The sequence below is a fragment of the Streptomyces sp. NPDC028308 genome, assembly GCF_055565855.1.
On record NZ_JBVHTO010000010.1, the window covers coordinates 127,419 to 147,214 of the forward strand.

Sequence of the window (19,796 nt, forward strand, 5' to 3'; positions counted from 1 at the left end):
CGGACGCTCACTCCCCCACCGAAGACACGGGCACGGCGTACGCGAAGCCACCGTCCACCATCAGGTTCGCCACCGTCTCCAGCTCCGGCGGATTGCCCGCGAGCCGCGACAGGAACTCGTCGAAGTCGTCACCGCACGGCAGCAGCAGCCGCTCCACCCGCTCGGCCGGCGGCCACGCGTCCTGATCCCGCGCGTCGTCGTACGCGCAGAACCAGACCGACCCGATCCGGTCGCCCTTCACCTTCACCGCCAGCAGACCGCCCTGCACGAAACCGACGCACAGATAGTCCTTGGTCAGATGGTCACGCAGACACTTGTTGATGTACACCAGGTCATTGACCGCCGCCTCGTCCCGCACCGTGAACAACGGCTGGTCCACCAGCAGCCCCAACTCCGCGTCCAGCGCGGCACCCACCGGCGCACACCCGCCCGCCGCCTTCAGGAACGACCGATAGGCACCCGGCAGCCGGTACCCCAGATCCTCCTCGACGCCCAGCACCTGCTGCTCCGTCACCGCCACCGACGCCTTCGGCAACCCGAAATGCGCAGGCCGCGTCTCCTGAAGCGGACGCGTCCCCCGCTTCTCCTGGTCCACCGCCGCCGTCGCCAGCCCACCGTGATGCCGCAACAACGCCTTCACCTCGACCGGAACCAGCTCAAGCCGCCGCGTCCCCGGCACGTGATGCCACGTCCAGCCGTGCGGCGTCGCCACCGACGGAATCGTGTCCCACAGGTCGTGCCCCGTCGCGGCCAGCGCGGCGTTCGCCGACACGTAGTCCGTCAACCGCAACTCGTCCACCCCGAAACCCTCCGGAGGCTCCGCGATCTCCGCGGCGGCACGCGCGTACGGCGAGAAATCCGGATAGCCGTGCTCGTCCACCCGTACCCCCTTGGGGTGACGCGCGGCCCGGACCGGATCCGGGAAATGCACGACCTGTCCGGCGTACGCCGCGTTCGGCGGCGCGGCTTGGCCCCCGGCCTGGCGGCCGGGAGGTGCCCCCAGCCCGAGCCGACCTGTCGTCATGACGATTGCCCCCTGCGGCGTTCTACGTACGGCTGTATGGATCCCGGATGTCGACAGCCTATGCGGTACGACGACACCGGTCACCGGGCCTCCGGATCCGTGACCAGCCGTCACAACGCAGTGACCGTGCGCCGAAGCCCGGGCGTGTCGCACCGCCCCAGCTTCCCCACCAGCCACGGCGTTTGGCAGTCTGTGTCCGCACCGGGCGGCGGTCACAACAGCGGCCGCCACCGCGGGACGGGAGGGGACGGCAACCATGAACGCGACGCAGACGGGCACGTCCGGCGACCCACGAGTCGGCTGGAGCAGCACCGACACACCCCACACCCCCACACTCCTCCACCGCCGCGACGGCATACTCCCCACCGTCGCCGCCGCCCTCTCCGTCCGCGGCGCCACCCTCACCGGCACCGCCGCCCGCGGCGACCAGCCACCCGCCCTGCACCACCTCGTCCAGGACTTCCTCGACACCCTCACCAGCGGCCAGCGCGACCGCTTCACCGGACGCTGCGCCGAGGCCATCCTCATCTCCCGGCACATCGCGACCGCCGACGCCGCCCGCAGCAAACGCGCCGCACGCCGGCCCATGACCAACGGCGAGGCCCGAAAAGCCCTCAAGCACGCCAAACTCACCGCCCGCCGCATCCGCGAGGACGGCGACCCCCTGCACGGCAGCTTCGCCGCCCCGTGCCGCTCCTGCACCGCGCTCAGCGACCACTTCGGCGTCCGCATCATCGACCCGACCGCGCAGGACGACTGACCCCCACCCCCCGCACCACGGCGACCACGCCGGTCCACGACACTCGACGAACGAAGGGCAGATGCACGCCGACCGCACCTCCACCACACGCTTCTCCGTACCCGTCGACGCCGCGCTGCGGGACGCGGGCTGGCAGCCGGGACGCTGGGACATAAAGCAGGCCGAATACTGGGCCGACACCCTGCGCGGACACGCCTCACCCGCCGGACACCGGCACACCGTCTTCCCCGCCGCCGTCGAAGCCTGGGCCGAATTCGGCGCCCTGCACATCACCCCGCAGGGACCCGGACGACGCGTCGCCCCCGCCGCCCTCCACCTCGACCCCCTGCACGGCCTCCACATGGCCCGCACCCTCGGCGACCTCGGCCGCGCCCTCGACACCGAGGTCTGCCCCCTCGGCGAGGAGACCGACACCGGCGCCGCCCTCGCCATCGACAGCGAAGGCCGCGTCTACACCCTCGACCACACCGGCGACTGGTACCTGGGCCACGACATCGACCAGGCCCTCACCACACTCCTCACCGGCCTCGAACCGGTACGCCTCACCGCCGCCTGAACCGGCCCCGGGCGCCCGACCCCGGGCGCCCCCAGGACACCTTCAGGCCGCCGGCAACACCGCCGACACCCGGTAACCCCCCGCGTCCGTCGGCCCCGACACGAACACACCCCCCAGCGCCGTCACCCGCTCCTTCATCCCCACCAGACCGTTCCCGCCACTCGGCAACCGCGCCGCCGCCGCCGAACCCGGCTCCGGCGGCGGCTCGTTCTCCACCTGCATCGCGATCTCCGACGAACGATGCGCCAGACGCACATACGTCTTCGCCCCCGCCGCGTGCTTGTGCACGTTCGTCAACGCCTCCTGCACCACCCGGTACGCCGTCTGCTCCACCTCCGGCGCATACGACCGCACCTCCCCCTCCACCGACAGATCCACGACCATCCCCGCCGCCGCCGACTGACCCACCAACTCGTCCAGCTCCGCCAGACACGGCCCGTCCGCCGCCTCGTCCACCGCCCGCGACGCCGCCTCCGCCGCCGCAACCCCCACCGCCACCAACGGCACCACCGGACGCTGCCCCACCCGGGAATCCGACTCCCCCGACCGCAGCACCCCCAACATCTCCCGCAACTCCGTCAACGCCTGCCGGCCCATGTCCCCCACCAGCGCGGCATTGCGCACCGCCTTCTCCGGATCCTTGCGCGCCACCGCCTGCAACGCCGCCGCGTGCACCACCATCAACGACACCCGGTGCGCCACCACGTCATGCATCTCACGCGCGATCCGCGTCCGCTCCTCGCCCCGCGCCCACTCCGCACGCTCCTCCGCGCGCTCCGCCAGCAACTGCAGCTCCCGCTCCAGCGAATCCGCCCGCTCCCGCAGACTCTCCATCAGCCGGCGCCGCGCCCCCACATACAGGCCCAGCAACAGCGGAGGCGCCGTCAGCCCCAGCGACGTCGTGATCGACAGGAACGGCACGAACCAGTCCCCCGTCGTCAGATCACCCCGCACCACGTCCTGGCTCGCCCGCACGAACGTCACGATCAACGTCCCCACCAACGACATCCCCGCCAGCGCCCCGATGATCCGCCTCGGCAGCTCCGACGCCGCGAGCGTGTACAGCCCCACGACCCCCATCAGGAAACCCATCTGCGCCGGCGTGATCGCGATCGCGACCAGCACCACCGCGATCGGCCACCTCCGCCGCAGCACCAGCGCCGAACCGGCCACAAGACCGAACACGACACCCACCGCGACCGGCAGCCCCGCGTCCCGCGCGAAGGGCACACCCTCCGCCGCGCACTCGATCGCCGACGCCAGCGCCAGACCCACGTCCAGCACCGCACTGCGCCACTTCGCCCACCACCACGGCCCTCTCCCGGCCGCGGTGTGGTCTTCCCCCGTCGTGGTCATGCCTCCAGCCTACGGGCGCACCCCGCCCGTTTTCCGGTGAGTTTCCGCGACCGACCCCCACCACACGCCGCAATCGAACAGAAGCGAAACCTGCCGGTATCCCTCGAACTACTGAATCGCACATTGTTCGCCCCCGGACCCTCACATTCCGCCCGAAGCCTGTGCCCATGGCATACGCACACGGCAAATACACCGACTTCGAAGCACTACGGGAACGAGCGGTGACGCTGCGCCGGGAGGGACTCAGCCGCCGGCAGATCCGCGACCGGCTCCTCGTGGACAACAACGACATCCTCAACCGGCTCCTGGACGGCGAGCCCGCGCCCGAGTGGACGAAGCGCCCCAACGCCAAGGACGACCTCCGCGCCCGGGCCCGAGAGCTGCGCCTCCGGGGCTGGACCTACGACCGCATCCAGCTGGAGCTCGGCTGCTCCAAGAGCTCGATCTCGCTCTGGGTGCGCGATCTGCCGAAGCCGGAGCGCCGGGACCCGGCCGAACAGGCGAGGCTCGCCGCCCGCAAGCGGTGGGAGCACGAACTGGCGGTACGGGACGAGGAGCGCCAGCGGGTGAAGGCGGCCGCCGCCGCGGAGGTCGGCAGCCTGTCGGACCGCGAGCTGTTCCTGCTGGGCGTGGGCCTGTACTGGGCGGAGGGGGCGAAGGACAAGTCGTACGACCGCCGCGAGAAGGTCGTCTTCGTCAACAGCGACCCGGGGATGATCGAGGTCTTCCTCCGCTGGCTGGACCTGCTGGGAGTGGACCGGGACCGCCTCCGCTTCTCCGTCATGATCCACGAGAGAGCGGACGTCGCCGGCGCCGAACGCCACTGGGCGGACCTGGTCGGGGCCGAGGACTCCGCCTTCTACAAGACGACACTCAAGAAGCACAACCCCAAGACGGTCCGCAAGAACGTCGGTGAGGCGTACCACGGTTGCCTGGCGATTTCCGTACGCCGGAGCGCGGACCTCTACCGTCGCATCGAAGGGGCTTGGTACGGCATAGTGTTGTCCGCGCGCAACGCCGGTCAGCCGAATCGGACATAACGCGCAGACCATCCCGGGTCGTCTAATGGCAGGACAAATGGTTTTGGTCCATTGAATGAGGGTTCGATTCCTTCCCCGGGAGCCGAGCACGAGCGGGCCCTGACAGGCATGTCGGGGCCCGCTCCCATGTCGTCCCCGAAACGCCCCGGTATCCTGCGGATGTCCACCCCGCCATCCGTAGCCGAAGGGCATCCCCGTGAGCGCCAACCGCCCGGCAGCCGTCGTCGTCCTTGCAGCGGGTGAGGGCACCCGTATGAAGTCGGCCACACCGAAGGTCCTGCACGAACTCTGTGGCCGTTCGCTGGTGGGCCATGTGCTCGCCGCAGCGCGTGAGTTGGACCCCGAGAACCTGGTCGTCGTGGTGGGTCACGCCCGCGAGCAGGTCACCGCGCACCTCTCCGAGACCGATCCGGGCGTGCGGACGGCGGTGCAGGCCGAGCAGAACGGGACCGGGCACGCGGTCCGGATGGCGCTGGAGGAGCTGGGCGGCCCGGTCGACGGGACCGTGGTGGTGGTCTGCGGGGACACGCCGCTGCTGACGGGCGCGACCCTGGAGCGGCTGGCGGCGACGCACGCCGAGGACGGCAACGCGGTGACGGTGCTGACGGCCGAGGTCCCGGACGCGACGGGCTACGGCCGCATCGTGCGGGACGGCGCGAGCGGCGCGGTGACGGCGATCGTGGAGCACAAGGACGCGACGGAGTCGCAGCGCGCGGTCCGGGAGATCAATTCCGGGGTGTTCGCGTTCGACGGGCAGTTGCTGGCGGACGCGCTGGGGAAGGTGCGTACGGACAACAGCCAGGGCGAGGAGTACCTGACGGATGTGCTCGGGATCCTGCGGGAGGCGGGTCACCGGGTGGGGGCGTCGGTGGCTGCGGACCACCGGGAGATCGCCGGCATCAACAACCGGGTGCAGCTGGCGCAGGCGCGTCGGACGCTGAACGACCGTCTGCTGGAGCGGGCGATGCTGGCGGGTGTGACGGTGGTGGATCCGGCGTCGACGTGGGTGGACGTGTCGGTGACGTTCGAGCGGGACGCGGTGGTGCTGCCGGGGACGCTGCTGCTGGGGGCGACGCATCTGGGTGAGGGTGCCGAGGTGGGTCCGAACACGCGGCTGAAGGACACGGTGGTGGGCGCCGGGGCCCGGGTGGACAACACGGTGGCGGACGGCGCGGAGGTGGGTCCGCAGGCGAGTGTGGGTCCGTTCGCGTATCTGCGTCCGGGTACGCGTCTGGGGCTGAAGTCCAAGGTGGGTACGTACGTGGAGACGAAGAACGCGACGATCGGTGAGGGGACGAAGGTGCCGCATCTGTCGTATGTGGGTGATGCGACGATCGGTGAGTACTCCAACATCGGTGCGGCCAGCGTGTTCGTGAACTACGACGGGCAGGCGAAGCATCACACGACGGTGGGCTCGCACTGCCGGACGGGTTCGGACAACATGTTTGTGGCTCCTGTCACGATCGGGGACGGCGCGTACACCGCGGCGGGCTCGGTGATCACGAAGGATGTGCCGCCCGGTTCGCTGGCCGTGGCCCGTGGCCAGCAGCGGAATATCGAGGGTTGGGTGGCTCGTAAGCGTCCGGGGAGCGCGGCCGCGAAGGCGGCGGAGGTGGCTTCCCGGGAGCCGGACGGCGAGGGCTGACCGGAAACCGGCACGTCGGACACGGCGTACCGTGATAAGTGCTCTACCCGCACCCCCCAGCTGAGATCACTTCTCAACGCCCAGCTGAGACACCTCTGAGGAGACAGTGCTGTGACCGGGATCAAGACGACCGGCGAGAAGAAGATGATGTTCTTCTCCGGCCGCGCCCACCCCGAGCTTGCCGAGGAGGTCGCCCACAAGCTGGGTGTCGGGGTCGTCCCGACGAAGGCCTTCGACTTCGCGAACGGTGAGATCTACATCCGTTATCAGGAGTCGGCTCGTGGTGCCGACTGCTTCCTGATGCAGAGCCACACGGCTCCGATCAACAAGTGGATCATGGAGCAGTTGATCATGATCGACGCTCTGAAGCGGGCCTCCGCGCGGAGCATCACGGTGATCGTGCCGTTCTACGGTTACGCGCGGCAGGACAAGAAGCACCGTGGGCGTGAACCGATCTCGGCGCGCCTGATCGCGGATCTGATGAAGACGGCGGGTGCGCACCGGATTCTGACGGTGGACCTGCACACGGACCAGATCCAGGGCTTCTTCGACGGTCCGGTGGACCATCTGTTCGCGCTGCCGATCCTGGCGGACTACGTGGGTGCGAAGGTCGACCGCAGCAAGCTGACGGTCGTCTCCCCGGACGCGGGCCGGGTGCGGGTCGCGGACCGCTGGTGCGACCGGCTGGACGCGCCGCTGGCGATCGTGCACAAGCGCCGTGACAAGGACGTCGCCAATCAGGTCACCGTGCACGAGGTGGTGGGTGACGTGAAGGGCCGAGTGTGTGTCCTGGTCGACGACATGATCGACACGGGCGGCACGATCTGTGCGGCGGCGGACGCGTTGTTCGCGCACGGTGCGGAGGACGTCATCGTGACGGCGACGCACGGTGTGCTGTCGGGTCCGGCGGCGGACCGGCTGAAGAACTCGAAGGTGAGCGAGTTCGTGTTCACGGACACGCTGCCGACGCCGGGTGAGCTGGAGCTGGACAAGATCACGGTGCTGTCGATCGCGCCGACGATCGCGAACGCGGTGCGTGAGGTGTTCGAGGACGGTTCGGTGACGAGCCTGTTCGAGGAGCAGTGAGCCGTCCGCGGGCTTGCTGAAGATCGATTTCTGGTACGGCCTTCCCGCCGAGTAAGCTGTCACAGTTGCTCGGCGAGGGAGGCCGTACCGCTTTGTGCGTACGGCTGTCCGTTATCGACGCGCTCTTCGTAGCAGGCCGTTCGTGGCCGGGTGACCACTTTCCCCACGTTCTACGAGGAGTGACATGTCCGAGGTCAAGATCGCCGCTGAGTCGCGCACGGAGTTCGGCAAGGGTGCCGCGCGCCGTATCCGTCGTGACAGCAAGGTTCCCGGTGTCGTCTACGGCCACGGTGCCGAGCCGGTCCACGTGACGCTGCCGGGTCACGAGCTGCTGCTCGCCCTGCGGACCCCGAACGTCCTGCTCTCGCTGGAGCTCGACGGCAAGTCGCAGCTGGCGATCCCGAAGGCCGTGCAGCGTGACGCGATCAAGGGCTTCCTGGAGCACGTCGACCTGCTGCTCGTCCGCAGTGGCGAGAAGGTCACGGTCGAGGTCTACGTGCACACCGAGGGCGAGCTGGCCCCGGGCGCGTACCTGCTCGAGCACGTGCTGAGCACGCTGACGGTCGAGGCCGAGGCGACGCACATCCCCGAGTCGGTCACCGTGTCCATCGAGGGTCTGGAGGCCGGTGCCGCCATCCTCGCGAAGGACATCCCGCTGCCGTCGGGCACGAAGCTCGCCATCGACGAGGACGCGGTCGTCCTCCAGGTGCTGGCCGCGCAGGCGGAGGAGGCTTCCGCCGAGTCCGAGGGTGGCGACGAGGCCGCCGAGGCCTGATCCCCTCGATCTGCTCGAATGTCAGCCGCCGCTCCGTTCCGGGGCGGCGGCTGGTGTGTATCTAGGACACATGGGAGACACGGACGTGACGACCGACGCCAATGCGCCCTGGCTGATCGTGGGGCTCGGCAATCCGGGGCCCGAGTACGCGATGAACCGGCACAACGTGGGCTTCATGGTGGCCGATCTGCTGGCGGAGCGGGTGGGCGGGAAGTTCAAGCGGGCGGGCAAGGCGCAGGCGCAGGTGATCGAGGGGCGGATCGGTCCGCCGGGGCCGGCGAACCGCCGGGTGATCCTGGCGAAGCCGATGTCGTACATGAACCTGTCCGGTGGTCCGGTGAACGCGCTGCGGGACTTCTACAAGGTGCCGGTGGGTCATGTGGTGGCGGTGCATGACGAGTTGGACATCGATTTCGGTGTGCTGCGGTTGAAGCTGGGGGGCGGCGACAACGGGCACAACGGGCTGAAGTCGATGACGAAGGTGATGGGTCCGGACTATCACCGGGTGCGGTTCGGGATCGGGCGTCCGCCGGGGCGGATGCAGGTGGCGGATTTCGTGCTGAAGGACTTCTCGTCGGCGGAGCGCAAGGAGCTGGGGTACTTCGTGGACCGTGCGGCGGACGCGGCGGAGGCTCTGGTGATCGAGGGGCTGGAGCGGGCGCAGAGCACGTACAACTCGTGAGCGGATGGGCGGGCCGGTCGATGTAGGGGGACAAGGGGCGACTTGTCGCCCGGGGCGGTTGACCGGGTGCAGTGCCATGGCCAAGGATCGCCGCCATGCGTTCCAAGGCCTCTTCCAGTCGATGCGCGTACGCGGCGCTGCGGTTCGGGCGGCTCGCGGTGATGGGCGCGGTCGCGGCGCTGATCCTGGTCGCGGGGGTGTGGGGTTCCTGGGGTACGGCGCAGCACGTGATGCTGACCAAGGGGCGTGAGCAGGGGACGATGCGGGTGACGTCCTGTGCGGACGACGCCTGTTGGGGGCCGTACCGGCCGGAGTCGGTGGGCTCGCGGGCGCGGTCGCGGGTGGTGATCGAGCAGCCGGTGGCGGTGGAGAAGGGGCGGACGTACTCGGTCGCGGTGAAGCCGGGCAGTGGTCATGTGGTGCGTACGGGTCCCGCGGGGCTGTTGTACGCGTGGGTGCCGTTGGCGGGTGCGCTGTTGCTGGCGTCGGTGGTGGTGGCGGGGGGTCTGCGGCTGACCCGGGCGGCGTGGCTGATGGCGGGCGCGGGGGTCACGTTCCTGACGGCGACGTTCCTGGTGCTCTGAAGTCTTCTGCCGGGGGCGGATGTTCTCCGTGTTCCCCGATCGTTATCCGTGCCTTCGTGGGCGATCGGGGGCGCATGGGGCACGGGGGACGTTGCGTCTCTTGACGGGCGGCCGTGGCGGCTGGATGCTGAGCCGCCCCCTCCACATCTTCTGTCGCTCCTCCCGAAGATGGACTGCCCATGCGTACCCTCATCCGTGCCGGCGCTGTCGTCGCCGGTTTCTCCGCCGCGCTACTGAGCGCGCCCGCCGCCCACGCCACTCCGCACACCGCTCCCGGTGACAACGGCACCGTCAAGATCCATGACGCCGTCACCGGTGAGGAGCTCCGCAGGAACGAGCCGCACGTGTGCGCGTTCTACCTGGACGCCTTCGGTTTCGACGGGGTGCAGGAGGTGGACTGGCACATCGAGGCCTGGGCGCCGACCGCCGGCGTCAAGGGCGAGACGGTGAAGTCCGGTGAGCTGACCCTGGACGCCGAGGGTCACGGCCGCAGTGACGACGTGAAGCTGCCCGACGGGCACTACAAGCTGTTCTGGACCTTCGAGGGGGAGAAGGGCGCCGCGAAGCACAAGGTGTTCTGGTCGGACTGCGAGGACGAGGCGGGTGGCGGCGGCACTCCGTCCGCGTCCACGTCGCCGTCCGCCTCCGCTTCGGCGTCGCCGTCGGGGTCGACGAGCGCGTCTCCGTCGGCGCCCGCGTCGCAGACGTCGTCGGCTCCGGCGGAGGGTGCTTCGCCGTCCTCGTCGCCGTCCGCGCAGGGTGGCGGTGACCTCGCGGAGACGGGCAGCGGTGCGCCGGTGGGCGCGCTGTCGGCGGCGGCCGCGGCGCTGGTCGCGGCGGGCGGCTACCTGGTGTTCCGTCGTCGGGCGAACCGCGGCTGAGCCTGCGGCGCCGTGACATGGGGGTGGCCCCCGTCCTCGTGGGTGCGAGGGCGGGGGCCACGTCCGTGCGGGGGTGCGGTCAGCCGGTGTTGCGCAGGCCGGCCGCGACGCCGTTGACGGTGAGGAGCAGTGCCCGGGAGAGCAGCGGGTCGGGTTCGGCGCCCGCTGCCGCCTCGTCGCGCTGGCGCTTGAGGAGGGCGACCTGGAGGTAGGAGATCGGGTCGAGGTAGGCGTCGCGGATGGCGAAGGTCTGCTGGAGCACCGGGTGGGTGTCGAGCAGCTGTTCGCCGCCGGTGATGCGCAGCACCTCGCGGACGGTGAGTTCGTGTTCGGCCTTGATGGTGTCGAAGACGTGCTTGAGCTCGTCGGGGACGAGGGTGTCGACGTAGTGGCCGGCGATCCGCAGGTCCGTCTTGGCCAGCGTCATCTCGACGTTGGAGAGGAAGTTGCGGAAGAAGTGCCACTGTTCGTGCATCTCGTCGAGGACGCTGTCGAGGCCGGTCTCGCGCAGGGCCTTGAGGCCGGAGCCGACGCCGAACCAGCCGGGGACGATCTGCCGGGACTGGGTCCAGCCGAACACCCACGGGATGGCGCGCAGGCCGTCGAGGGAGACGCCCGAGCCGGGGCGCCGCGAGGGCCGCGAGCCGAGGTGCAGGTCGGCGAGCTGGTCCACGGGGGTCGAGGCGAGGAAGTACGTCGGCAGGTCGGGGTCCTCGACGAGCTCGCGGTAAGCGGCGTGGGCGGCGTCGGAGACGACGTCCATGGCGGCGTCCCAGCGGGCGAGGGCCTCGTCGGACTGGCGGGGGGCGGTGTGCAGGGCGGACGCCTGGAGGGTGGCGGCGACGGTCAGTTCGAGGTTCTCGCGGGCCAGTGACGGCACGAGGTACTTGTCGGAGATGACCTCGCCCTGTTCGGTGACCTTGATCTCGCCTTCGAGGGTGCCCCAGGGCTGGGCGAGGATCGCGTCGTGCGAGGGGCCGCCGCCGCGGCCGACGGTGCCGCCGCGGCCGTGGAAGAGGCGCAGGCGTACGCCGTAGCGGTGGGCGACGTCGCGCAGGCGGCGCTGGGCGCGGTGGATCTCCCACTGGGAGGTGGTGATGCCGCCGAACTTGGAGGAGTCGGAGTAGCCGAGCATGACCTCCTGGACGTCTCCGCGCAGCGCCACGAGGCGGCGGTAGGAGGGGTCGGAGAGCATGTCCTCGAGGATGGTGTCCGCGGCCTTGAGCTCGTCGGTTGTCTCCAGGAGCGGGACGATGCCGATCTTGGCCCAGCCGGCGTGCAGGTCGAGGAGTCCGGCCTCGCGGGCGAGGACGGCGGCGGCGAAGACGTCGTCGGCGCCCTGGCACATGGAGATGATGTAGGACTCGATGACCTCGGGTCCGAAGACCTCCAGGGCCCGCTTGACGGTCTGGAAGACGCCGAGGGTCTTCTCGCCGGCGGCGTCGACGGGGGCGGGGCTGGGGGCGAGGGGGCGGCGGGAGCGCAGTTCCTTGGCGAGGAGCTTGCCGCGGTAGTCGCGGGGCATGTCGGCGTAGCGCCAGGACTCCTCGCCGAGCCGGTCGAAGAGCTGGCCGAGGGCGTGGTGGTGGGCGTCGGCGTGTTCGCGGACGTCCATGGTGGCGAGCTGGAGGCCGAAGGCGGCGAGGGTGCGGATGGTGCGGTTCATCCGGCCGTCGGCGAAGAGGGCGCCGCGGTGTTCGCGCAGGGAGGTCTGGATGAGGGTGAGGTCGGCGAGCAGTTCGCCGGTGCCGAGGTAGTCGCGGCCTTCCTCGTGGGGGGTGCCCTTGGCGAGCCGGGTCTTGGTGTTCTCCAGCTTCTGGCGGATGCAGGTGGCCTTGAGCCGGTAGGGCTCCTCGGCGTTGAGCCGCTTGTAGCGGGGGCTGATCTCGGGCAGCCGCTCCAGGTCGGTGCGCAGGGAGGTGAGCAGTTCCTCGGTGGCGCCCGTGTATCTGATGGAGTTGGACAGGAAGCCGCGGAGCTCGTCGATGGTCTCCAGGGCGTCGTTGATGCCGTGTTCGTGCTGGAGGATCAGGACGTCCCAGGTGACCTGGGGGGTGACGTTGGGGTTGCCGTCGCGGTCGCCGCCGATCCAGGTGCCGAAGGTGAGGGGGCGGGTGTCGTCGGGCAGGACGACGCCGACGCGCTCCAGTTCGGCGGTGAGGTCCTCGAGGACGTCGCCGACGGCGCCGGCGTGCAGTTCGTCGAGGTAGTAGATGGCGTTGCGGGCCTCGTCGGCGGGCTCGGGGCGGACGACGCGCAGTTCGTCGGTCTGCCACACGAGGTCGATGTTCTCGGCGAGCCGGGTGTCGTGGCGGCGCCGGTCGGACTCGATGACGGGGGTCTCCAGCAGGGCCGCGATGCGGCGCAGCTTGTTCAGTACGGAGCGGCGGGCGGCCTCGGTGGGGTGCGCGGTGAAGACCGGTCGGACGTTGAGGTTCCGAACGGTGTCGCGCAGGTGTTCGGGGTCGGCGTCCTTGAGGCGGTCCGCGGTGCGGGCGAGGAGGCCGCCCTCGGCGGCGCGCCGGGCGCGCAGCTCGCGGCCGCGGTGCACCTGCTCGGTGACGTTCGCCAGGTGGAAGTACGTGGAGAAGGCGCGGACCAGCTTGGCGGCGGTCTCCAGTTCCGTGCCGCGGAGCAGCTCGGCGGCGGCCTCGCCGTCCTCGCGGGTCAGGCGGCGGACCTTCTCGACCAGTTCCAGCAGCTCGGGGCCCTCCTGCCGGACGAGGGTCTCGCCCAGCAGGTCGCCCAGTCGGCGGATGTCGGCGCGCAGCTCGGTGCTGGTCGTCATGGTCTGATCGTCGGCACTGCTCACAGGTGCGGCTCCTTGCAGTGTTGAAGCTCGTCTGAAGCTCGTCTGGAGGGGAACCCGGGTGACGACCGCGCGGCGGGGTGCCGCTTAGGGACGTGGCATCCGGGAAGAAATCAGAACGGACCGCGCTGTCCGACCGACTCCAAGGATAGGTGTCCATGCGGACGCGCAGACTCTCGGGCTCGTGCCGTCTGCCTTCGCGCTGCCATACTTACGATGCCGTAGGTTACGGAACCGTAGGGACGCCCGTCGCCTCCAGGGATGTCTTCCGGATCCCTACCCGCGGCATCTCTCTCAACCCCAAACCCTCGACCCCACAAGGGGACGCCCATGACCGCAAGCTCCGATGTGATCGAAGACGCTCCGCAGGCGGACGACGACGGCACGCTCCCTCCGGCCACGCTGGGGGGTGAACAGAAGCGTTCGGTGGAACAGCTGGCGCTGCTGCTGTTCATCGTCTTCCCCTTCATCGCCCTGCTGGCGGCCGTGCCGCTGGCCTGGGGCTGGGGGGTGAGCTGGCTGGACCTCGGCCTGCTGGTGTTCTTCTACTACCTGGGGTGCCACGGCATCACGATCGGTTTCCACCGGTACTTCACGCACGGTTCCTTCAAGGCCAAGCGGCCGCTGCGGATCGCGCTGGCGATCGCCGGCTCGATGGCGGTCGAGGGGCCCGTGGTGCGCTGGGTGGCCGACCACCGCAAGCACCACAAGTTCTCGGACGCGGAGGGCGACCCGCATTCGCCGTGGCGTTTCGGTGAGACCCTGCCCGCGCTGATGAAGGGCCTGTGGTGGGCGCACATCGGCTGGATGTTCGACGAGGAGCGCACCTCCCAGGAGAAGTACGCCCCGGACCTGATCAAGGACCCGGCCATCCGGGCGATCTCGCGCCAGTTCATCGCGTGGACGGCGCTGTCGCTGGCGCTGCCGGCGCTGATCGGCGGTCTGGCGACGATGTCCTGGTGGGGCGCGTTCACGGGCTTCTTCTGGGGTTCACTCGTGCGGGTGGCGCTGCTGCACCACGTGACGTGGTCGATCAACTCGATCTGCCACGCGGTGGGCAAGCGGCCCTTCAAGTCGCGTGACCGTTCGGGCAACGTGTGGTGGCTGGCCGTGCTGTCGTGCGGCGAGTCCTGGCACAACCTGCACCACGCCGACCCGACGTCGGCGCGGCACGGGGTGGAGCGCGGCCAGCTGGACTCCTCGGCCCGGATCATCCGCTGGTTCGAGCAGCTGGGCTGGGCCTACGACGTGCGCTGGCCGTCACGCTCGCGTATCGATTCCCGCCGGAACACGGACGGGACGGGCTCCCGCCGCAAGCCGGAGACCGCCGACGCGGCATGATGGACGGCGTGGCGACCGACTCCAGCACATCCGGCAACGACAAGCAGCGGCGTCCTCGCCGGACCCGTATGACCGGTGCTGAAAGACGCCAGCAGCTTCTCGAGATCGGTCGCACGCTGTTCGCCGCCAAGGGTTTCGAGGCCACGTCGGTGGAGGAGATCGCGGCCAAGGCCGGGGTCTCCAAGCCGGTGGTGTACGAGCACTTCGGCGGCAAGGAGGGCCTGTACGCGGTGGTGGTGGACCGGGAGATGCGCCGGCTGCTGGACATGGTGACCAGTTCGCTGACGGCCGGGCATCCCCGTGAGCTGTGCGAGCAGGCCGCGTTCGCGCTCCTGGACTACATCGAGGAGTACACGGACGGTTTCCGGATCCTGGTCCGCGACTCCCCCATCCCGCAGTCGACGGGTTCCTTCGCGTCCCTCATCTCGGACATCGCCACGCAGGTGGAGGACATCCTGGGCCGCGAGTTCAAGAGCCGCGGCTTCGATCCGAAGCTGGCGCCGCTGTACGCGCAGGCCCTCGTCGGCATGGTCGCGCTGACCGGTCAGTGGTGGCTGGACGTGCGGCGGCCGAAGAAGGCCGAGGTCGCCGCCCACCTGGTGAACCTGGCCTGGCACGGGCTGGACGGCCTGGAGGCCAAGCCGCGCCTCATCGGCCACCGCAAGGCGTAGGCCGCGTCCGCGAAGCCCCTCCGGACACGGCCTGGGCCGGCGGTGCGGGTTCCAGGAACTCCAGCCGGTTGCCGGCCGGGTCCTCGGAGTAGAAGCGGTGGTGGCCCGGGAGCCCGTCGTCCCAGGTGACGGGCGCGCCGTGCGCCGCGAGGCGGTCCGCGTACGTCTGGATGCCGCGCACCCCGAGCCCCGGGTGCGCCTTCCTCGCCGCCCGGAAGTCCTCCTCGATCCCCAGGTGCAGCCGCACCGCGCCCGCCGCGAACCAGCAGCCCCCTCGGTCGGCGAGCGCGGGCGGCTTGGGGACCTCGGTCATGCCGAGGACGCCCACGTAGTACGCGCGCAGGGCGTCCTCGGAGCCGGCCGGGGCGGCGAGCTGGACGTGGTCGACGTGAGTCAGCACCGGATCAGCCCGCCTTCCGGGCGACGGCGAAGACACGGCGGAACGGGAACACCGTGCCGTGCTCGCCCGCCGGGTACGCCGTGCGCAGGGCCGCCCGGTACTCCTCCACGAACGCGTCCGCGTCCGGCCCGAGCTCGGTGAGCACGGGCCGCAGACCGGTCCCCTTCACCCAGTCCAGCACCGGGTCCTCGCCCCGGAGGAGGTGCAGGTACGTCGTCTCCCAGACGTCGGCGTCGCAGCCGAGGGCGGTGAGGCGGTCGAGGTAGCCGGCCGGGGTGAGGATCGCGCCGTCGTGGCGCAGTGTCCCGCCCAGGCGTTCGCGCCAGCGCGGGGAGGTGGCGATCTCGCGCATCAGCCGGTGGCTGGGCGAGTCGAAGTTGCCGGGGACCTGGAAGGCGAGGGTGCCGCCGGGGGCGAGCGCGTCCACCCAGGCCGGGAAGGACGCCGGGTGCCCGGGGACCCACTGCAGCGTGGCGTTGCTGATGATCAGGTCGTACGGCTCGGCGGGCGTCCAGGTCCGGGCGTCGGCGGCGGCGAAGTCGAGGTGGCCGCCGCCCGGGGTGGGGCCCTCGTGGTCGGCGCGGGCGCGCTCCAGCATCTGCGGCGAGTTGTCGTAGCCGGTGATGTGGGCGGTGGGCCAGCGGGCGGCGAGCAGGGTGGTGACGTTGCCGGGGCCGCAGCCGAGGTCGGCGATGCGGGCGGGCCGGCCGGGGAGGTCCGGGACGCGGGCGAGGAGGTCGGCGAAGGGGCGGGCGCGGTGGTCCGCGTGGCGCAGGTACTGGCTGGGGTCCCAGAGGGGGGCGGCGGCGGGCATGACGGGGGCCTCCTTGAGGTGTCGTCCGGCCGGTCGGATCCCGTGCGGGTCCGGTGCGGTGGCGTCCTGGACGGGCGGTCGGGACGATGGGTCCGGGGCGGTCGCGTGGGCGGCGGTGTCGGGCAGCGGGGCGTGTCCCGGACGGTCCGGCCTTGCGTGAAGGCGCGGCTCCGGGCGGTCTCCACCCTCACACCGGAAGTATCTTGACGTCAAGAGACTTCACGTCGACACAACCACTACACTGATCGTCATGGAGGACGAGGTCGATCGGCTGGTCGCAGCGTGGCGCCGGGAGCGCCCTGACCTCGACGTGGAACCGCTCGAGGTGCTCAGCCGGGTGAGCAGACTGGCCCGGCACCTGGACCGCGCGCGCCGCCTGGCGTTCTCCGAGCACAGCCTGGAGCCCTGGGAGTTCGACGTCCTGACGTCGCTGCGCCGCGCGGGCGCCCCCTATCAGCTCTCCCCCGGCCAGCTGCTGACGCAGACCCTGGTGACCTCGGGCACGATGACGAACCGTATCGACCGGCTCGCCAAGAAGGGCCTGGTGGAGCGGCTGCCCGACCCCAGCGACCGCCGGGGCGTGCTGGTGCGGCTCACCGAGGAGGGCCAGGACCGCGCCGACCAGGCGCTCGCCGGACTCCTCGCCCAGGAGCGGGCGATCCTGGCGGAGCTCAGCCGGGCCCAGCGCGGTGAACTGGCCGCGCTGCTACGCCAGTTGACCGCCCCGTTCGACAACATCCCCGGCTAGGTCGACCGGGCCCACCCCGGCCCGCCGGGCGAGCGCGACCGCCGCGAGCGTGGAGTGCACCCCGAGCTTGCCCAGGACGTTCTGCATGTGCGTGCGCACGGTGTGCGGCGACAGGAACAGCCGCTCGGCGACGGCCTTGCGCCCCAGTCCGGCGACCATGCACCGCAGCACCTCGCGCTCCCTCGGCGTGAGGGACTCCACCAGGCGCTCGCTCTCGGTGCGGTGCTTACGGGCGGCCGTCAGCTCCCGCAGCACGCCCGTGAGCAGGGCGGGCGGCAGATGCGTCTCGTCGCGCAGGACACCCCGTATGACGGTCAGCAGCCGGGACAGCGAACAGTCCTTGGCGACCCAGCCCGAGGCGCCGGCCTGCAGGGCGAGGGCCGCGCGGCGCGGGTCGTCCTTCTCGGCGAGCACCACCGTACGGACGTGGGGCTGGCCGGAGCGGACCCCGGCGACGAGCGAGATGCCGTCGACCAGCCCGTCCTCGTTGCTCTCCTGCACGGGAACAGCCGGGCGCATGCCCGGGACGTTGCCGCCCAGGTCCGCGTCGACGAGCAGGACGTCGAATCTGCGCCCTTCCGCGGCCCCCCGCTCCAGGCAGCGCAGCGCGGCGGGGCCACTGCCCGCCGCGGACACGTCGACGTCGGGCTCGGCGGCCAGGGCCGCGGCGAGAGACTCGGCGAAGATGCGGTGGTCGTCGACGACCAGGACTCGGATGCGAACCACTGAAACCCCCACTGTCGGAGGACGACCTGCGCAGGTACGACGCCCGGGAACGACCCCGGACCCCCGGGGCCCGGGGTGGGGCGCCGCAGCCGCACGGCCGCCGCCGTGCTGGAACTGCTACCCCCACTCCGGGCGTCGTACCCGGCTGTCTCGCCCCCTGATAGCACCGGCCCCCACCGGTGCTGTTCATCAGGGTAGGGCTGGGAGCGGGGAGGGGAAGGCAATTTGCAGAACTGGTTGGCCAGCGCGTTTATGGTGAGCCGTATGTTTCGTCTTGAGACAGAAGTGGACAGGGAACGGCGGGATCTGCTGCGCCGGCGGCTGCGGGAGGCCAACACGCAGGCCTCGCCGGTGCTGCGCTCCCTGCGGGGGACCCCCGGTGAGCGGGAGGTTCCGCTCCACGTCTGGGCTCTGGACGACGCCGGAGCGCTCGCGGGCGGACTCGTCGGGCACGCCTGGGCGACCTGGCTGCACGTCACGTATCTGTGGGTCGACGGCCGGCACCGGGGGGCGGGGCTCGGGAGCCGGCTGCTCGCGCGGGCCGAGCGGGCCGCGCGCGACGACCACGGCTGCCGCAGCGCCCGGCTGGAGACCTGGGACTTCCAGGCCCCCGACTTCTACCGCAAGCAGGGCTACGAGGTGGTGTGCGTGATCCCCGGCTATCCACCGGGGATCACGGAGTACACGCTCACCAAGCGGCTGACCCGCTGAGGGTCCCGCCGCCTCCGCGCCCCCCCTTGCCGAGGGGCTCAGCTCACCCGGTGGGCGCCCGCCGCCGGGACCGCCGGGAACACCCGGGGGGCGGTGTGACCGGCCGCGGCGAACGCCTCCGTCACCGCCTTGGTGACGGTGTCGACGTCGGCGGACTCCACCAGGACGACCGCCGAGCCGCCGAAGCCGCCGCCCGTCATCCGCGCCCCGAGCGCCCCCGCCGCGTTGGCGGAGGACACCACGAGATCCAGCTCCGGGCAGGAGATGCGCAGGTCGTCGCGGAGGGAGACGTGCCCCTCGGTGAGGACGGGCCCGATGGCGCGCACGTCACCCGCGTCCAGCAGCCCGATGACCCGCTCGACCCGGTGGTCGTCGGAGACGACGTGCCGGACGTAGCGGCGCACCCGCTCGTCGGACAGCCGCTCCAGCGCCGCGTCCAGGTCCTCGTACGCGACGTCGCGCAGGTGGGAGACGCCGAGCTGCCGCGCGCCCTCCTCGCATCCCTCGCGCCGCTCCGCGTAGGCGCCGTCGCCGAGGGCGTGCTTGACGCGGCTGTCGACGACGAGCAGTTCGAGTCCCTGGGCCGCGAGGTCGAAGGGGACCTGACGGATCGACAGATCACGGCAGTCGAGGTGCAGGGCGTGCCCCTCGGTGCAGCACGCCGACGCCGTCTGGTCCATGATCCCGCAGGGCACGCCGACGAAGTCGTTCTCCGCGCGCTGCGCCAGCCGGGCCAGTTCGGGCCGGGTGAGGCCGAGTTCGTACAGGTCGTTCAGGGCCAGGGCCGTCACGACCTCCAGGGCCGCGGAGGAGGACAGGCCCGCGCCGGTCGGCACGGTGGAGGCGAGATGCAGGTCGGCGCCGGTCACCGCGTGGCCGGCGGCGCGCAGCGCCCACACCACGCCGGCCGGGTACGCGGCCCAGCCGGTGTCGGTGAGCGGCTCCAGCGTGTCGACGTGCAGTTCGACGACGGGTCCCCGGACGTCGGCCGAGTGCAGCCGCAGGACGCCGTCCTCGCGACGGGAGACCGCCGCCACCGCGGTGTGCGGCAGGGCGAGCGGCATCACGAACCCCTCGTTGAAGTCCGTGTACTCGCCGATCAGGTTGACCCGGCCGGGGGCCGCCCAGACGCCCTCCGGCGCGGCCCCGTACAGCTCCTGGAATCCTTCGCGAACCCCCACCTGCTA

General features: G+C 71.0%; 20 protein-coding genes and 1 tRNA gene. 14 read left to right on the forward strand and 7 right to left on the reverse strand.

Annotation, left to right across the window (positions count from 1 at the left end):
* Nucleotides 1-7: 7 nt before the first annotated feature.
* Complete coding sequence (locus ACZ4VA_RS23625) at nt 8-1,024, reverse strand: SMI1/KNR4 family protein (RefSeq protein WP_355779539.1); 1,017 nt, start codon at nt 1,022-1,024, stop codon at nt 8-10.
* 256 nt (nt 1,025-1,280) lie between these two features.
* Between ACZ4VA_RS23625 and ACZ4VA_RS23630 the strand changes: the two genes are divergently transcribed.
* Entirely contained in the window at nt 1,281-1,784 is a 504-nt protein-coding gene (locus tag ACZ4VA_RS23630) for a YwqJ-related putative deaminase (protein ID WP_355779496.1), read from the forward strand.
* 61 nt (nt 1,785-1,845) lie between these two features.
* Nucleotides 1,846-2,340, forward strand: a complete 495-nt coding sequence (locus ACZ4VA_RS23635) for an SUKH-3 domain-containing protein (RefSeq protein ID WP_355779499.1) — start codon at nt 1,846-1,848, stop codon at nt 2,338-2,340.
* A gap of 42 nt (nt 2,341-2,382) precedes the next feature.
* Here the strand turns inward: ACZ4VA_RS23635 and ACZ4VA_RS23640 are convergent, their stop codons facing one another.
* The gene (locus ACZ4VA_RS23640) at nt 2,383-3,696 is read right to left on the reverse strand and encodes a sensor histidine kinase (protein ID WP_355779502.1); all 1,314 of its coding nucleotides are present in this window, start codon (nt 3,694-3,696) and stop codon (nt 2,383-2,385) included.
* A gap of 167 nt (nt 3,697-3,863) precedes the next feature.
* On the opposite strand from ACZ4VA_RS23640, the gene ACZ4VA_RS23645 reads away from it, so the two are divergent.
* From ACZ4VA_RS23645 to ACZ4VA_RS23680, 8 genes are all read left to right on the forward strand, one after another.
* Nucleotides 3,864-4,736, forward strand: coding sequence for a hypothetical protein (locus tag ACZ4VA_RS23645; RefSeq protein ID WP_468082468.1), 873 nt, complete (start codon nt 3,864-3,866; stop codon nt 4,734-4,736).
* A gap of 11 nt (nt 4,737-4,747) precedes the next feature.
* Nucleotides 4,748-4,818: transfer RNA gene (locus ACZ4VA_RS23650), tRNA-Gln, on the forward strand.
* 114 nt (nt 4,819-4,932) lie between these two features.
* Entirely contained in the window at nt 4,933-6,381 is a 1,449-nt protein-coding gene (gene glmU, locus ACZ4VA_RS23655; RefSeq protein ID WP_355779508.1) for a bifunctional UDP-N-acetylglucosamine diphosphorylase/glucosamine-1-phosphate N-acetyltransferase GlmU, read from the forward strand.
* A gap of 111 nt (nt 6,382-6,492) precedes the next feature.
* Nucleotides 6,493-7,467 carry a ribose-phosphate diphosphokinase gene (locus ACZ4VA_RS23660; protein ID WP_121402468.1) on the forward strand — a complete coding sequence of 325 codons (975 nt, stop codon included), beginning with the start codon at nt 6,493-6,495 and terminating at the stop codon, nt 7,465-7,467.
* Nucleotides 7,468-7,651: 184 nt separating this feature from the next.
* Nucleotides 7,652-8,242: a 50S ribosomal protein L25/general stress protein Ctc gene (locus tag ACZ4VA_RS23665; protein WP_355779512.1), complete on the forward strand. Its 591-nt coding sequence runs from the start codon at nt 7,652-7,654 to the stop codon at nt 8,240-8,242.
* 70 nt (nt 8,243-8,312) lie between these two features.
* Nucleotides 8,313-8,924, forward strand: coding sequence for an aminoacyl-tRNA hydrolase (gene pth / locus ACZ4VA_RS23670; RefSeq protein ID WP_355779515.1), 612 nt, complete (start codon nt 8,313-8,315; stop codon nt 8,922-8,924).
* A gap of 95 nt (nt 8,925-9,019) precedes the next feature.
* The gene (locus ACZ4VA_RS23675; protein ID WP_356164003.1) at nt 9,020-9,508 is read left to right on the forward strand and encodes a hypothetical protein; all 489 of its coding nucleotides are present in this window, start codon (nt 9,020-9,022) and stop codon (nt 9,506-9,508) included.
* Between the two features lie 179 nt (nt 9,509-9,687).
* Nucleotides 9,688-10,389, forward strand: coding sequence for an LPXTG cell wall anchor domain-containing protein (locus ACZ4VA_RS23680; protein ID WP_468082469.1), 702 nt, complete (start codon nt 9,688-9,690; stop codon nt 10,387-10,389).
* 79 nt (nt 10,390-10,468) lie between these two features.
* Here the strand turns inward: ACZ4VA_RS23680 and ppc are convergent, their stop codons facing one another.
* Nucleotides 10,469-13,201 carry a phosphoenolpyruvate carboxylase gene (ppc, locus tag ACZ4VA_RS23685; RefSeq protein ID WP_356163999.1) on the reverse strand — a complete coding sequence of 911 codons (2,733 nt, stop codon included), beginning with the start codon at nt 13,199-13,201 and terminating at the stop codon, nt 10,469-10,471.
* A gap of 327 nt (nt 13,202-13,528) precedes the next feature.
* Here ppc and ACZ4VA_RS23690 point away from each other — a divergent pair, with 327 nt between their 5' ends.
* Together ACZ4VA_RS23690 and ACZ4VA_RS23695 are read left to right on the forward strand one after the other, a co-directional pair.
* Nucleotides 13,529-14,539 carry an acyl-CoA desaturase gene (locus ACZ4VA_RS23690; RefSeq protein WP_468082470.1) on the forward strand — a complete coding sequence of 337 codons (1,011 nt, stop codon included), beginning with the start codon at nt 13,529-13,531 and terminating at the stop codon, nt 14,537-14,539.
* Nucleotides 14,536-15,210, forward strand: a complete 675-nt coding sequence (locus ACZ4VA_RS23695) for a TetR/AcrR family transcriptional regulator (protein WP_355790251.1) — start codon at nt 14,536-14,538, stop codon at nt 15,208-15,210. Before ACZ4VA_RS23690 ends, ACZ4VA_RS23695 begins: the two co-directional genes overlap by 4 nt.
* On the opposite strand, the gene ACZ4VA_RS23700 is transcribed toward ACZ4VA_RS23695, so the two are convergent.
* Both ACZ4VA_RS23700 and ACZ4VA_RS23705 read right to left on the reverse strand, forming a co-directional pair.
* The gene (locus tag ACZ4VA_RS23700) at nt 15,188-15,610 is read right to left on the reverse strand and encodes a VOC family protein (protein WP_468082471.1); all 423 of its coding nucleotides are present in this window, start codon (nt 15,608-15,610) and stop codon (nt 15,188-15,190) included. The genes ACZ4VA_RS23695 and ACZ4VA_RS23700 overlap by 23 nt on opposite strands.
* 4 nt (nt 15,611-15,614) lie before the next feature.
* Entirely contained in the window at nt 15,615-16,424 is an 810-nt protein-coding gene (locus tag ACZ4VA_RS23705; RefSeq protein ID WP_355790245.1) for a trans-aconitate 2-methyltransferase, read from the reverse strand.
* A gap of 250 nt (nt 16,425-16,674) precedes the next feature.
* Here ACZ4VA_RS23705 and tamR point away from each other — a divergent pair, with 250 nt between their 5' ends.
* Complete coding sequence (gene tamR, locus ACZ4VA_RS23710; RefSeq protein ID WP_355790238.1) at nt 16,675-17,172, forward strand: MarR family transcriptional regulator TamR; 498 nt, start codon at nt 16,675-16,677, stop codon at nt 17,170-17,172.
* Here the strand turns inward: tamR and ACZ4VA_RS23715 are convergent.
* Nucleotides 17,131-17,898 (reverse strand): response regulator transcription factor, encoded by a 768-nt coding sequence (locus tag ACZ4VA_RS23715; RefSeq protein ID WP_356163993.1) that lies wholly within the window; start codon nt 17,896-17,898, stop codon nt 17,131-17,133. The genes tamR and ACZ4VA_RS23715 overlap by 42 nt on opposite strands.
* Before the next feature lie 252 nt (nt 17,899-18,150).
* Here ACZ4VA_RS23715 and ACZ4VA_RS23720 point away from each other — a divergent pair, with 252 nt between their 5' ends.
* The gene (locus ACZ4VA_RS23720) at nt 18,151-18,609 is read left to right on the forward strand and encodes a GNAT family N-acetyltransferase (RefSeq protein WP_355781027.1); all 459 of its coding nucleotides are present in this window, start codon (nt 18,151-18,153) and stop codon (nt 18,607-18,609) included.
* Between the two features lie 38 nt (nt 18,610-18,647).
* Here the strand turns inward: ACZ4VA_RS23720 and galK are convergent, their stop codons facing one another.
* The gene (galK, locus tag ACZ4VA_RS23725) at nt 18,648-19,790 is read right to left on the reverse strand and encodes a galactokinase (RefSeq protein ID WP_356163991.1); all 1,143 of its coding nucleotides are present in this window, start codon (nt 19,788-19,790) and stop codon (nt 18,648-18,650) included.
* Between the last annotated feature and the right edge of the window lie 6 nt (nt 19,791-19,796).

Coding starts and splice junctions, on each gene's coding strand:
- ACZ4VA_RS23625 (WP_355779539.1), bottom strand. CDS start 1,024: ATGACGACAGGTCGGCTCGGGCTGGGGGCACCTCCCGGCCGCCAGGCC.
- ACZ4VA_RS23630 (WP_355779496.1), top strand. CDS start 1,281: ATGAACGCGACGCAGACGGGCACGTCCGGCGACCCACGAGTCGGCTGG.
- ACZ4VA_RS23635 (WP_355779499.1), top strand. CDS start 1,846: ATGCACGCCGACCGCACCTCCACCACACGCTTCTCCGTACCCGTCGAC.
- ACZ4VA_RS23640 (WP_355779502.1), bottom strand. CDS start 3,696: ATGACCACGACGGGGGAAGACCACACCGCGGCCGGGAGAGGGCCGTGG.
- ACZ4VA_RS23645 (WP_468082468.1), top strand. CDS start 3,864: ATGGCATACGCACACGGCAAATACACCGACTTCGAAGCACTACGGGAA.
- ACZ4VA_RS23665 (WP_355779512.1), top strand. CDS start 7,652: ATGTCCGAGGTCAAGATCGCCGCTGAGTCGCGCACGGAGTTCGGCAAG.
- pth (WP_355779515.1), top strand. CDS start 8,313: ATGGGAGACACGGACGTGACGACCGACGCCAATGCGCCCTGGCTGATC.
- ACZ4VA_RS23675 (WP_356164003.1), top strand. CDS start 9,020: ATGCGTTCCAAGGCCTCTTCCAGTCGATGCGCGTACGCGGCGCTGCGG.
- ACZ4VA_RS23680 (WP_468082469.1), top strand. CDS start 9,688: ATGCGTACCCTCATCCGTGCCGGCGCTGTCGTCGCCGGTTTCTCCGCC.
- ACZ4VA_RS23690 (WP_468082470.1), top strand. CDS start 13,529: ATGACCGCAAGCTCCGATGTGATCGAAGACGCTCCGCAGGCGGACGAC.
- ACZ4VA_RS23695 (WP_355790251.1), top strand. CDS start 14,536: ATGATGGACGGCGTGGCGACCGACTCCAGCACATCCGGCAACGACAAG.
- ACZ4VA_RS23705 (WP_355790245.1), bottom strand. CDS start 16,424: ATGCCCGCCGCCGCCCCCCTCTGGGACCCCAGCCAGTACCTGCGCCAC.
- tamR (WP_355790238.1), top strand. CDS start 16,675: ATGGAGGACGAGGTCGATCGGCTGGTCGCAGCGTGGCGCCGGGAGCGC.
- ACZ4VA_RS23720 (WP_355781027.1), top strand. CDS start 18,151: ATGGTGAGCCGTATGTTTCGTCTTGAGACAGAAGTGGACAGGGAACGG.